This window comes from Pseudoxanthomonas sp. CCNWLY206-1 (assembly GCF_039710385.1).
Lineage (GTDB): Bacteria > Pseudomonadota > Gammaproteobacteria > Xanthomonadales > Xanthomonadaceae > Pseudoxanthomonas_A.
In genome coordinates this window covers 259,739-273,036 of record NZ_JBDKXI010000001.1, presented here as the reverse complement: position 1 = coordinate 273,036, position 13,298 = coordinate 259,739, and the positions used below count along the sequence as shown (strand labels likewise).

General features: G+C 61.7%; 9 protein-coding genes. 3 read left to right on the top strand and 6 right to left on the bottom strand.

The features are described 5' to 3' along the window. The first annotated feature begins 183 nt into the window (after positions 1–183). The 3 genes from glk (at position 184) to AADW18_RS01165 (ending at position 4,263) form a co-directional block, all read left to right on the top strand. Positions 184–1,179 carry a glucokinase gene (gene glk / locus AADW18_RS01175; RefSeq protein ID WP_337341517.1) on the top strand — a complete coding sequence of 332 codons (996 nt, stop codon included), beginning with the start codon at positions 184–186 and terminating at the stop codon, positions 1,177–1,179. A 384-nt stretch (positions 1,180–1,563) separates the two neighbouring features. Continuing rightward, positions 1,564–3,474 (top strand): phosphogluconate dehydratase, encoded by a 1,911-nt coding sequence (edd, locus tag AADW18_RS01170; RefSeq protein ID WP_337341516.1) that lies wholly within the window; start codon positions 1,564–1,566, stop codon positions 3,472–3,474. 132 nt (positions 3,475–3,606) lie between these two features. Further along, positions 3,607–4,263 (top strand): bifunctional 4-hydroxy-2-oxoglutarate aldolase/2-dehydro-3-deoxy-phosphogluconate aldolase, encoded by a 657-nt coding sequence (locus AADW18_RS01165; RefSeq protein ID WP_337341515.1) that lies wholly within the window; start codon positions 3,607–3,609, stop codon positions 4,261–4,263. A gap of 245 nt (positions 4,264–4,508) precedes the next feature. Here the strand turns inward: AADW18_RS01165 and AADW18_RS01160 are convergent, their stop codons facing one another. The 6 genes from AADW18_RS01160 to AADW18_RS01135 form a co-directional block, all read right to left on the bottom strand. Continuing rightward, positions 4,509–5,195, bottom strand: coding sequence for a hypothetical protein (locus AADW18_RS01160; RefSeq protein WP_337341514.1), 687 nt, complete (start codon positions 5,193–5,195; stop codon positions 4,509–4,511). Between the two features lie 155 nt (positions 5,196–5,350). Then, positions 5,351–8,533, bottom strand: coding sequence for a discoidin domain-containing protein (locus AADW18_RS01155; protein WP_337341513.1), 3,183 nt, complete (start codon positions 8,531–8,533; stop codon positions 5,351–5,353). Between the two features lie 41 nt (positions 8,534–8,574). Continuing rightward, entirely contained in the window at positions 8,575–9,396 is an 822-nt protein-coding gene (locus AADW18_RS01150) for a carbohydrate ABC transporter permease (protein ID WP_337341512.1), read from the bottom strand. Positions 9,397–9,529: 133 nt separating this feature from the next. Continuing rightward, complete coding sequence (locus AADW18_RS01145; RefSeq protein WP_337342092.1) at positions 9,530–10,384, bottom strand: sugar ABC transporter permease; 855 nt, start codon at positions 10,382–10,384, stop codon at positions 9,530–9,532. Positions 10,385–10,404: 20 nt separating this feature from the next. After that, positions 10,405–11,745 (bottom strand): sugar ABC transporter substrate-binding protein, encoded by a 1,341-nt coding sequence (locus tag AADW18_RS01140; RefSeq protein ID WP_337341511.1) that lies wholly within the window; start codon positions 11,743–11,745, stop codon positions 10,405–10,407. Positions 11,746–11,754: 9 nt separating this feature from the next. Then, on the bottom strand, positions 11,755–13,296 hold the full coding sequence (locus AADW18_RS01135) for a glucoamylase family protein (RefSeq protein ID WP_337342091.1): 1,542 nt from the start codon (positions 13,294–13,296) through the stop codon (positions 11,755–11,757). Between the last annotated feature and the right edge of the window lie 2 nt (positions 13,297–13,298).

Here is a 13,298-nt window from a genome sequence, read left to right as displayed (position 1 = left end):
GCAAATCCGTACGACGCGCACGGATAGCAACGGCGAGCGGGCGATGCCAGTTCCCGCGCGCTATCATCCAGCGGCTGCCGGTTCACCGATCACGGCACCCATTCCAAGTAGAAGAGGACGAGCGAAGCGAATGCAGCGGAATACTTTCTGCAGTGATCTCCTGACCAACAAGTACTTCTGCGCATGAATAGCGAAGCCAGAGTTCTTCTTGCCGATATCGGTGGTACCAACGCGCGTTTCGCGCTGGCCGATACCAGCACTCCCGAGCCGCTGCTGGTAGACAGTGTGCGCGAGTTCGCGGTCGCGGATTTTCCGTCTTTGGCCGATGCCGCGCAGCATTACCTCAGCGACACCGGTGCGGTTGCGCAGAACGGCGTGTTCGCCGTGGCCGGTCGCGTGGACGGCGATGAAGCGCGCATCACCAATCATCCCTGGGTCATTTCGCTGCGCCGCACACGGCAGGCGCTGGGTTTCGACGGCCTGAAACTGGTCAATGATTTTGCCGCGCAGGCCATGGCCATCTCACTGCTGACGCCGCGCGACGTGGTGCCTATCGGCGGCGCGCAGTGGCGGCCCGCACCTATTTCCGAGCCACGCAACTATGCGGTGATCGGTCCTGGCACCGGTCTGGGCGTAGGCGGCCTGATGATTCGCGACGGCCGGTGCTACCCGCTGGAAACCGAAGGTGGCCATGTCAGCTTCCCCCCCGGTACGCCGGAAGAAATCGATATCCTGGAGCGGTTGTCGGCGCAGTTCGGCCGGGTATCCAATGAACGCCTGATCTGCGGACCGGGACTGGTCAACCTGTATCGCGCGCTGAGCGAAATCGCCGGCGAAGATCCTGGTCCGCTACAGCCTGCCGATGTCACTGCGCGCGCAGCCGCCGGCGATCCACGCTGCATGCGAGCGTTGGATGTCTTCTGCGCCGTGTTTGGCGCCATCGCTGGCGACTTGGTCCTGACGCTGGGCGCGTGGGACGGTGTATTCCTGACCGGCGGGCTGGTGCCAAAACTGCTGACTTCGCTGCAGCATTCCGGCTTCCGCACCCGCTTCGAACACAAGGGCCGCTTTTCGCCGACGATGGCGCGCGTGCCGACGTTGGCCATTCTTCACCCCCGTCCGGGCCTGCTGGGCGCAGCCGCATACGCGGTGGAATCTTTCGGCCCGGCGAAGTCATGACGCGCAGGTCTTGCGAAGGAAACGATCAGTGGCCACAGCTTCCGTCGCGGTCGCAAATCGGTGACGAATGCTGTTTTCACGGACGTTCTTTGCACGAATCGGAACCGCGCACCTGCACACCGATACACGTGCGTTGAATGGTCTTTCTTTGGTCGCTTTCCACGCCAGCGCAAAGCAAGTAGAAAGTAGGATGCCTATTCAGCCGGTTTCAACGTCCACGCACGTTTCCGCGCGCGCTGTTGTTCTTCTTCGTTCCTTCTCCGCCGCGGCTTACTCGACGTGCAGCCCACAGTCTCCCTGTCCCGTTTCGGGCAAAGGGAAATTACCGGGCATGGCAACGACAAATAGACGCAATCCCCACGTTTCGCAGCCTAGCCTACGCCAATGAGCCTGCATCCCCGCATCCAAGAAATCACCGAACGTATCCGCCAGCGCAGCGCGCCATTGCGTCGCGCTTATCTGGATGGCATCGATGCCACCCATCGCGACGGTCCACAGCGCACGCGCCTGAGCTGCGGCAACCTGGCCCACGCGTTCGCCGCCTGCGGCCCGACCGACAAAGGCCGGCTGCGCGCTGATGTGACGCCCAATCTGGGCATCATCACCTCCTACAACGACATGCTGTCGGCCCATCAGCCATTCGAGCACTATCCGGACATCGTTCGCGATACCGCGCGCGCGCTGGGCGCGACAGCGCAAGTCGCCGGCGGCGTGCCGGCCATGTGCGATGGCGTCACCCAGGGCCGCCCGGGCATGGAGCTGTCGCTGTTCTCGCGCGACGCCATTGCACAGGCAACCGCCATCTCGCTGAGCCATGACATGTTCGACGCCGCGCTCTATCTGGGCGTGTGCGACAAGATCGTCCCGGGTTTGCTGATAGGTGCGCTCGCATTCGGGCATCTGCCGGCGGTATTCGTACCGGCCGGTCCGATGACGCCGGGCATTCCCAACAAGAAGAAAGCGGAAGTCCGCGAGCGCTACGCCGCCGGCGAAGCCACCCGAGAAGAACTGCTGGAAGCTGAGTCAGCCAGTTATCACGGTCCGGGCACCTGCACTTTCTACGGCACCGCGAATTCCAACCAGGTGCTGCTGGAAGCGATGGGCCTGCAGTTGCCAGGCACTTCCTTCATCAATCCCGATCAGCCACTGCGTGAAGTGCTGACCCGCGCCGCGGCCGAGCGTGCGTTGCGTATCACCGCGCTGGGCAGCGACTACCGCCCCATCGGCCATTTGATCGATGAGCGCGCCATCGTCAATGCCATGGCCGCACTGATGGCGACCGGCGGTTCCACCAACCACACCATCCACTGGGTGGCGGTGGCGCGTGCTGCCGGCATCGTGCTGACCTGGGATGATATCGACCTGATTTCGCAAACCGTGCCACTGCTGGCGCGCGTGTATCCCAACGGCGAAGCCGACGTGAACCGGTTCGCCGCTGCCGGCGGCATCCAGTTCGTATTCCGCGAACTGCTGGAAGCGGGGTTGATGCACGACCTGCCCACCATCGTGCCCGGCGGAATGCGCGCCTATTGCGACGAGCCGCGTTCCAATGACGGCCAGTTGGACTACGTGCCCGGCCTGGCCAAGAGCGCCGATGAAAGCGTGGTGCGTCCGGTGGCGCAGGCATTCGAGCCGCAAGGCGGCTTGCGCCTGCTGCGCGGCAACCTGGGCCGGGCATTGATCAAGACTTCCGCCGTGAAGCCCGAATACCGCCATATCGAAGCACCCGCCGTGGTCGTGGATGATCCGCGCGCCTTGAACAAGCTGCATGCGGCCGGCGTGCTGCCGCAGGATTTCATCGCGGTGGTGCGCTATCAAGGGCCTCGCGCGAACGGTATGCCCGAACTGCATTCGCTGGCGCCGCTGCTGGGCTTGCTGCAGAACCAAGGCCGGCGCGTGGCGCTGGTTACCGACGGTCGCCTGTCCGGCGCGTCCGGCAAGATTCCGGCCGCCATCCACGTTACGCCCGAAGCCGCACGCGGCGGGCCGCTGGGCAAGCTGCGCGAAGGCGACATCATCTGCCTGGACGCCGAAGCCGGCATCCTGGAAGTACGCGTACCCGCAGAAGAATGGGCACTACGCGAACAGGCTCCGAATACCACGCCATCCGCGCTCGATATCGGCCGTAGCCTGTTCGCCGTCAGCCGCGACGTGGTGACGCCCGCCGACCAGGGTGCGCTATCGATTTCCTGCGGACCGCCGTATCACAACGGCACCTGGGAATACGATTCGGAATATGAACTGGGCGACGTGGCCGTGGCCGCGGAAGCTCCGCACGAAGCCAAGGATGCTTAGCAGACTCCCTGCTCTCGTAGAGCGGAGCTTGCTCCGCTGCTCTCGGTTGGCCTGAAGCAAAAAAACAGCGCAGCAAGCTCCGCTCTACAATATCGTCGCACTCACCAACGCTCCACCGGATCACGAAGCCATATGACCATCGAAGCTCGCCAGCAGAAAGCCGAACAACTCCTACGCGCCGCCGGCATCCTGCCGGTGGTCACCGTGCACACCCTGGACGAAGCGCGCAAGGTTTCCGCGGCACTGCTGAAAGGCGGACTACCTGCCATCGAGCTGACCCTACGCACCCCGGTCGCGATGGAAGCGCTGGCGATGCTGAAGAAGGAACTGCCTGACATCGTGATCGGCGCCGGAACCGTGTTGACCACCGAGCAGATCGAGCAATCCATCGCCGCGGGTGCGGACTTCCTGGTCACACCGGGCACGCCCGCGGAGATGGCCGATGCGCTAGCCAAGGCGCCGATTCCGGTGGTGCCGGGCGCGGCCACGCCAACTGAGCTGCTGTCGCTGATGGCGCGCGGCTTCCGGGTTTGCAAACTGTTTCCCGCCTCCGCCGTAGGTGGGCTGGCGATGCTGAAAGGGCTGGCCGGACCGCTATCGGATCTCAAGATTTGTCCCACCGGCGGCATCACCGAGGACAACGCGGCTGATTATCTGTCGCAACCGAACGTCGTCTGCATCGGCGGCTCGTGGATGGTGCCCAAGTCCTGGCTGGACGCCGGCGACTGGGACAAGGTCACCGAAAGCTCCGCCAAGGCCGCGGCCATAGTGAAAAAAGCCCGCGGCTGACCGGCTCCCTACGCGTCAGCCCTCCTGCCCCGCAGGAATTGTCTTTGCCCTTGTAGGAGCGGCGTCCCGCCGCGAGCTCTTCCCGCCAGATCGCGACAGAAGCAAGAAGCTCGCGCCGAGACGGCGCTCCTACATTCTTTTTCCCTGGTACGGCGCACGGCATGACGGTGAGTCCGAAGAGCAGCTGATGCCGTCTACTTGCCCATGTGGACGCGCTGGGGCGTGTTCTTTGTCGTGCGGAGAAATCAACGCAATACCATCGCGAAACGCGCACGCTTCCAAAGCACCGCTTGCAGCACGAACCATGCGACCAACAACAGACCCAGCTGCCATTCCAGCGCATTCTCCAGACGGTCTTTCAGCACATCGTCCATCAACGCCAGGCTGGCGATGACGTTGCCCAACCCCAGCGCCAGCATCGCCACGCAGATGCCCACCATTGCGCGACCCACTCCAGCCATCAGCTTCCCTTCCCGTTTCGCCAGACGAAGAAACAGCAACTGCGCCAGGAATCCGAAACCGAAATACACCACCACGCCATAACGGCGCAGGAAACGATAAACGTCACCCTCGGTGCCCAGGAAAGTCGTATAGATCGCCAGTGCCAGCGCCGAGAGCACACCTAGAGCCAGCATTGCGTCCGCAGCTACGTCCCGCGAACGCTCCAGCCGTCGTAACCATGCATGCGCCAGCCACCAATTCAGTGCGTGCAGCAACGCACAAGGCAACACCGCTAGCCGAAACAAAGAATTGCCCAATCCATGCCGCGCCGCGCGGCTGATCGATGTACAGCCGTCCCAGTAAGGTATGCAGGCGGGGATATGCCCATGTTGCATCGAGAGCCACCACGCCAGATGTACCGCCCCCAAGAACAGCAGCGCAATCGACAACGGTATCGGCCAGAGTGGCGTGGATCGAATGGATTCGTGCATACCTGATAACGCTTATTGACACCAGCCTGGGCGAACTTTAACCCACCAGGGATGCAGCCTTTCGTAGAGCGGAGCTTGCTCCGCTGCTCTTTGCGCGGTTGCCTTGTGGCAAAAAAGCAGCGGAGCAAGCTCCGCTCTACGGGGCGCTACCGTCCTCAGTGAGCCACAATCGTCACCTTCGTCGGCAACCCATTGATGCGCAGTTCGCCATTCTCCCATTCAGCGTCGCGGCCATTGATACGGGTCGCACCAGGCGCGGTCGAATACGGCCACGGCAGTATCAGACCACCCGACGGCAGGTCCAGACCAGCAGCAATTTCCAGAGTGACTTCTCCACTCGCGCGGTGCAGCGAATAGCTCAGCTTGCCGCTCGGCGTCCGCAAGCCTTCAATCGCAATGCCCTCGCCTTCCAGCCAATCCGTTGGCACGCCCGCCGCCAGTACGATGCTGTCGTCCACTTCGCGTACGTACGCGAACATATCCAGCGCCGAACGAACGAAATCCGATGCCACCCAGGCATGCGGAAGATCGCCGACGAAGAACGGCTTGCGCGGAGTGCGCGACACCACCTCGGCCCACTGATTCCAGGCGGTCGGCGCGCGATCCTTGAAGAAGAAATCGATCGCCTTCCATGCCCGCTCGCGCCAACCCAGCCGTACGAACGCCGCCGCGTTGCGCCATTCATACGGGGTGTAGTCCTTCCATTCGCGCTTGCCGTCGCGACGTTGCTCGAAGTCGCGCCAATAACGCTCGAAGGTGTTGTTCAGGAGCGTTGGCGGAAGCCGCCCTTGCTCGCCGCCCGGCGCCAGCGCAATCGTGGTGGACGTCGCGTCGAAATCACCCAACTCCGCCGAACCCGGAAGATAGTCGATGCCATGCTGTTCGACCGCCGCATGCAGGGATGCGTAAAGATCCCCACGGAACTGATCGCGGGATTCAGCGAATGTTTGCGCTTCCTTTGCTTTACCCAGCCATTTCGCCACTTCGGCCGCATCCTTGTAGCCGCGTAACGCCCAGAAGTTATCCCAGTACGAATGCACCGGCTTGGCCGAATAGCCTTCATGGCTGATCGAAGCCGGCATCATGCCGTAGAAGGCCGGATTCATACGACGATTGGCTTCGGTGCGCTCGCTCAGGCGCAGTTCTTCCATGTAGCCGAATGCACTCTTCACATGCGGCCACATTTTTCTGAGGAAAGCGTCGTCGCCGGTAAAGCGGTAGTACTCGGCGATGTTGAAGATCAGTTCGCCGTGGCTGTCGTTCTCCGGCACCGGATCGCTACCGCGATCATCCACGCAGCACGGTACTTTCCCATTGTTGAATTGATATGGGGCGTACCACTCCACGTACTCCTTCACTACATCCTCGCGGCCCATTCGCAGCAGCCCTTCGGAAATCATCGCGCCATCACGTATCCAGCTGCGCGAATACGAACGTGTACCCGGCTGGAGCCGCGGACCAATACGCGAGATCAGCATATGCGCGGTTGCCGTGCGCAGGGTGTCGGCCACCGCCTGTCCTTGCGGCGGCAAGCGCAGCTTCACGCGGTCCAGCTTGCTGCGCCATTCTTCGGCGGCCGCTTGCTGGTAGGCCTGAGACTGGCGCGCGGAAATAAAGCTGCTGTCAGTGTCAGCACCAAATCCACCGGTCATCGGTGCGAGCAAAGCGACCTCATAACTCTGCCCGGGACTCAAGCGCACCCGGTACAGCACCGCTCCAGAAGCCAGTCCTTCGAGGTCACGCGCTTCGGTCGATTCGAAGCCAGCTGTTTCCGCAAACCTCGCCTTATCGACGTCCGCCATCCGCGGCCAATGTGCGCCCGCAATTCGCGCGATGGCGTCACCCGCATCGAAGCTGCTCGCGAACGCCGCATCCGGCATCGTTCCCAACCGTACTCGCCGCTGCCCATTGACCACGATGTCGCGCTCTTCGATGGATAACTCATCGATGCGACTCACTCCACCTACGGTGTTGAGGAACTGACTGGGCGGGTTGACCTGCATCGGGCGCACCGCCAGGGCCAACACGTAGTCCTGCGGTGAAGAAGTGGTATTGACCAGTTGATATCGCGCCACCAACTGAGATTCATCGCGCGTCCCCTGCGCGAAAGCGGTGACCCTCAGATCGAACGCGGCATGCTTCCAATCCACTCGTGGGATCGGCAGGTAGCCATCCTGCAACGACTGCGTGATGATGGCGTCGGACCAGGTCGCCAGCCGACCGTCCGTTATCACGAACGGCTCGATGCTGAAGCTGCCTTTGCCAAATTCGACAGCGCCGTCCTCGCCAATCAACCCTTGCTCTTCGCCGCCATCGATACCGACGATGGTCCAATAGGGCTGCTGACCACTGAAGCCACGTGGATACCAGCCGCGCTGCGCATCCTGGGCGACCGATTTGACGAAATCGTTGGGAGTCGCGGCAAATGCCAGCGGCTGCACCTGCATTTCGAAAAGACTCGCCGAAGAAGCCGGCCCGTCGCCTAGCGTCAGCCGAATGTAGCGTGCTTCCGATTCCGGCAGTGCCAGATAGTCGGTACCGCCGTTGCCGTCCACCACTGTGCGCGCGTCGCGCCAGGTTTTGCCGTCGTCTGACAGTTGCACCAGGTACGCGGAAGCAAACTCGTCTTCTTTCCAGATCAGCTTAAGTCCGCCGAACTCGCGGATGCGCCCGAGATCCAGCATCAGTTGCGGATCGGTGTCGATGGCGAAGTCGGCACTCCAGGCGGTGGTGGTATCGCCATCGACGGCATGATCTGCAGCGCTGCCCGGCATGCTGGCATTGGCATGCGCGGAACCGCGCAGCGGGGAGCCGTCGTCGGTTGGCAGTGGCTGAAGCATCAGGTCATCGAAACATACCGAGCCCTTGCCACCAGCGTTGTTGTAGATGGTGAATTCCAGCTTGGCGCTGCTGCGCAGCGTCTTCTCCGGGTCAGGGCCCCAAGCTTTGTCGATATGCCGCCGCTTGTAGCGAACGGGTGTCCACTGCTGCGGGTAGTCGTACTTGGGCCGGTTGACCCACCACACGTTATCGCCGCTGGCGTCCACCAGCTTGAACTGCAGATCGTTACGCGGCGAGTCGCCACGTAGCTGGAAGACGAACTGATAATTCGGCGGATAGTCCAGCGACAGATCGCGTTGTATGGCAGCGTGACCGGACACACCGTTGAAGTTGTAATCCAGGCACAGCGCTTTGCCGCTCGCGCCGTCGACCTGGCGGAGGCTGCCGCTGACTTGGTTGGAGGTAACGACGCGCCAAGCCGCGGGGTTGCTGAAGTCGTCAAGGATACGGGTGGCGGGTTGGGCTGTGGCGGTGAGAGGCAATGCGAGCGCGAGCAACGCAGCGCAAATCCCTCCTACCCCATTCAAACAAAGAATCTTCACCCCTTCACGCTCCCCAGCAACAAACCCTGGATGTAATACCGCTGCAAAACCAGGAACAGCAACAGCACCGGCATAACCGTCACAACCGACCCGGCCATCATCAGCTCGTAGTCCATCACGTGCTCGCGCGAAAGCGACGCCAATGCGACCGGCAGGGTTTGCAGCTTGTCGTCGCTCAACACAATCAACGGCCACATGAAGTCGTTCCAGGCGCCCAGAAAACTGAAGATCGCCAGCGTGACCAGAATGGGCTTTAGCCCGGGCAGAACGATCTGGAAGAAGATGCGCGCCTCGCTGGCGCCATCAATGCGTGCGGCTTCAAGCAGTTCGTCGGGAATGGAACGCGCGTACTGGCGAACCAGGAATATCCCGAAAATGGCTGCCATACCCGGCACGATGGCGCCTGCGTAGGTGTTCACCAACCCCATCTGTTTCAACAACAGGAACAGCGGCATCATCGCTACTTGCGCCGGTATGACCAAGGCCGCCAGCAGCGCACGGAACGTCCGGTCGCGGCCTTTGAAGCGCAGCTTCGCGAATGCGTATCCCGCCATGGTGTTGAACAACAGCGATAGCAGCATCACGCTGGTGGCCACAATAAAGCTGTTGGTCAAATAGCGGCCCATTCCCGCGCGCACGAATAGCTCGCGATAGTTATGCAATGTGGGAGCCGATGGCAGCAGCGGTGGCGGGAAGTGCCCCGCTTCGCCCGTCTGCATGAAGGACACCGACAACATCCACAGCAATGGGCCAAGACTGATTATGGCAAGCAGCACCAACAACGTGTTGACGACTATCTTGGCAACGCGATGATTCATTTCTCACCGTCCATTGCCATGCAGGAACGACCCATGTTCCGTAGGAGCGCCGTCCCGGCGCGAGCTCTTCCCATCGGATCGCGATAGAAGCGGAAAGCTCGCGTCAAGACGACGAACCTACGGGAAGTGCCTTTCATTCCACGCCCCGCTTGCGGGCAATCCACAGCAGACCGCTGGTCACCGCCGTCATCAATACGAACAGCAAGAACGCCACCGCCGAAGCGTTGCCCAGGTTCCACCACTTGAAACCTTCTTCGTACATCAGATACAGCACACTCTTGGTGCTTTCCAGCGGGCCGCCCTGCGTCATCACATAGGGTTCGGCGAACAATTGGAAATAGCCGGCCATGGTCAATATGCCCACCAGCAGCAACACCGGCCCCAACATCGGCAGCGTCACGTGACGAAACTGCGCCCAGCGCGATGCACCATCGATGCGCGCGGCTTCGTACAGGTCCTCCGGGATGCTCTGCAGCCCGGCTAGAAAGATGATCATGTTGTAGCCAAAGTTCTTCCACACCGCGAACAGGATGATTGTCGGCATGGCCCAATGCGGATCGCCGAGCCAGTCGATGGGATCAAGGCCCAGGTACGATAGTCCCCAGTTCACCAGTCCATATTTGGTGTGAAACAAATAGCGCCAGATCACCGCGACCGCGACGACGGTGGTCACCACCGGCGCGAAGAATGCCGTGCGGAAAAAGCCTTTGAATCCTCCCAGCTTCGAGTGCAGCAGCAATGCCGCACCGAGCGATAACGCCACCGACAGCGGCACGCCCACGATGACGAAGTACAAGGTGTTGCCCAGTGATTTCCAGAACAGCGGGTTCTGCAACAGTCCGGCATAGTTGCCGAAACCGACGAAGCGCAGGTTGCCGATATCGGCCAGGGCATAGATATCGAAGTCGGTCAGGCTGAGCGCCAGTGCCGCCAGCACCGGTAATCCGAAGAAAACCAGGATGACCGTCAACGCAGGCGCGGCGAACATCCATCCGGCGGTCGATGGCTTCACGGCGCTGCGCCTTCGTGTTCGGCCTGGTCCAGCATCCAACGGCGCTTTTCAAGGATGAGATCGGTGCGCCGATCCAACTCCGCCGCGGCTTGGTCGACGTCCATGCGCCCATTGGCCACCAGCTCGCCCACCACCCGCATCTCGGTCGCTATGCGCTCCCACTCCGGCACCTTGGGCGTGGGCACGGCACGCTCCAACTGCTCACGGTACGCCTTCGCGTACGGGTCTTGGGCCAAGGCCGGCGTGGTCCACGGCGAGCGCCGCGGTGGCAAATCGCCTGTCAGCGCATGGAACTGCGCTTGTACCTGTGGCGACGACAGATAGTTGATCAATCGCCACGCCGCGGCCTTGCGCGGCGAGTCGCGAAACACCACGAAACTGGTGCCGTTGGCCAACGACGCACCCGGACCATTCGGCCCCGGCAGCGGCATGGTCATCCAGTCGTCCTGCTGCGACGGCGGCAGACGCTCCTTGAACTTCGCGATATTCCAGGGACCAGAGATATAGAACGAGAAAAACCCCTTTCCAAATTCATCCCAGACGTTGGATATCTGGTTGCTGGTGACGAGCGGCGCCCATCGTTTGTCGAACATCTCCTTGTAGAAGCCCAGCGACTGCTTGAAACCGGCACTGCGGAAGTTGCCGTAACGTCCACCGTCACGCAGCAGCGGCTCCGGCTGCTGTATCGCCAGGCTCAGCAGCGGTTCGAATTCGTTCAACGGCATCATGATGGCGTAGTTGTCGGCCCCTACTTCACGCTTCACTGCCGCCATTGCGGTTCGCCACTCGCCCCAGCTTTTCGGCGGCTGGCGGATGCCGGCTTTCTGCAGCATGTCGGTACGGTAGAACGGCAGCCGCGTTTCCACATACCACGGCACCGCATAGACGCGGTCGTCGACCACCCCGCTATCCCAAACACCAGGAAAGAAGTCGTCCGCATCGAAGCTGGGCGTGGCTGCAATTTCGTCGTCCAGCGGTTCCAGCGCACCTAATGCGGCGAACTCCGGTATCCAGGTGTTGCCCAATGGGCAGACGTCCGGCAGCGCATTGCCCGCGAAGGCCGTCAGCAATTTCTCATGCGCCGACAACCACGGCAGCAGCTGCAAATCGACTTTGATATCGGGATTGCGGCGCTCGAACTCCGGCAGCAGTTTGGCGACCACCTCGCCTTCATAGCCCATCACCCAGAAGGTAACCACCTGGCGCGAGTCGCGCTCGCGAGCGCAACCGGCAATCGCCGCCGCCATCAGCAGAAACAGCAACACCAGACAGCAGCGCACCGAGCGGCCTTTCGAGGCAGGGAAACGCCCGATGCGTGCTGGAGAGAACGGCAACATCGGTAAAGCTTACTGCGGCGGCTGCTGTACAGGCACCGGCGGGATATGTTCGGCCTGCTCGGCCTGGGCCGCCCGCGACTCCGCAGTGCCCAACGCTCGTGCGGCTGCAGCCTCGGGGTCGGCCTGTGGCTCAGGTTCGACAGGCGCGCCAGGCGGCGTCAGCCATCCTCCCTTGAATCCCGCGCGCTCCAATCCGCGGCGGATATGGGGATTCTTCTTCATCACGTTCCAGACGAACTCGCTGCGGTAGTTCGCGATCATGGTCAGGATCGGTCCCTGATCGATGCCGATATAGTCGCCCGACACCCACCCCTCGCCCGGCACGATGCGACCGGTTTTCAACGGGATGTCGTACTCGAAACTGGGATTGAACGAATCCAGGAAACCGTAACTGGAATACAGGTACTCGCCGTAGCGCCTGTGCATTTCCTCGGTGGCTGGAATGACGATCTCCGGCGCGAACGGCAACGAAGCCACCGCCGCGGTCGGTGCGATGGTGCCATCGTCGAAATTGGAGCGCAGGCCTGCACCACGCGCGAAATAATGGCGGAACTGGCGCTGCTCGCCCCGGTACTCCTGGAGCGTGTTCTGCGGACCGTCGCTGGCGGTCAGGCCCCACACGTCCTTTCCGTAGCCCTTCCATTTCATCGGATTCTCGATGGCATAGGAACGATGGGCATAGGCGGCGCGACGGCTGTTCTCGAAATAATCGATGCCGCGCTCACGCATGTAATCGTCCTGGATGCCGCGGAAATCAATCCAGACATGGCTGTACTGGTGTCCGAACAGCGGGCCGAACGACAGGTATTCCTGTCCTTGATACACGCCCCAAATATCGGTGTTGCTGCGGGACCATACCTGCCAGGTATCGGGATCGACCGGATGCGTCGGCGAAGCCAAAGCCAGGACATAGAGCATCATCGCCTCGTCATAGCCTTTCCAGTCGTGATCGATGAAGCCGCTTTCCGGGTACCAGCCCATCGCTACCAGCGGCTTGCGCTGCTGCATCCAATTCCAATCGACCCGCCTGTAGAGCTCTTCGGCAATATCGCGAATCTCCTTCTCACGCGAGTCGCCACCATCGTAGTAGGACTGCGCGAACAGCACGCCCATCATCAGTATCGAAGTGTCGATACTGGAGAGTTCCACCCAGCTGGCGTACCGATTGCCGCTTTGCATGTCCAGGAAGTGATAGTAAAAACCCTTGTACCCGCCCCTGCCGGTATTTCCCGGCCCTTGCTTCACATCGCGAAAGAATCTCAGCGTCGTCAATGTGCGATCGACCGCCTGGGTACGCGCGATCCAGCCGTTCTCAATGCCGATAGGAAGCGCAGTCAACGCGAAGCCGACCGACGCAATGCTGGCGAATGGCCGCGACGGATAACGGTCCGGCGTCAATCCGTTGAGCTCGTTGGTGGTATCCCAGAAAAATTGGAACGTGCGCCGCTCGATATCGCGGAACAGCGGCGGCAGCTCCGGTTTGGTGGGAGGTGGCGGGGGTGGCTCAGCGACCGGCGGCGGCGGCGGTTGCGTGGGCACAGGTACGACCACGG

Excerpts from the sequence above, each read along its gene's own strand:
- AADW18_RS01165 (WP_337341515.1), top strand. The coding sequence starts at position 3,607 with ATGACCATCGAAGCTCGCCAGCAGAAAGCCGAACAACTCCTACGCGCC.
- AADW18_RS01160 (WP_337341514.1), bottom strand. The coding sequence starts at position 5,195 with ATGCACGAATCCATTCGATCCACGCCACTCTGGCCGATACCGTTGTCG.
- glk (WP_337341517.1), top strand. The coding sequence starts at position 184 with ATGAATAGCGAAGCCAGAGTTCTTCTTGCCGATATCGGTGGTACCAAC.
- edd (WP_337341516.1), top strand. The coding sequence starts at position 1,564 with ATGAGCCTGCATCCCCGCATCCAAGAAATCACCGAACGTATCCGCCAG.
- AADW18_RS01145 (WP_337342092.1), bottom strand. The coding sequence starts at position 10,384 with ATGTTCGCCGCGCCTGCGTTGACGGTCATCCTGGTTTTCTTCGGATTA.
- AADW18_RS01150 (WP_337341512.1), bottom strand. The coding sequence starts at position 9,396 with ATGAATCATCGCGTTGCCAAGATAGTCGTCAACACGTTGTTGGTGCTG.
- AADW18_RS01140 (WP_337341511.1), bottom strand. The coding sequence starts at position 11,745 with ATGTTGCCGTTCTCTCCAGCACGCATCGGGCGTTTCCCTGCCTCGAAA.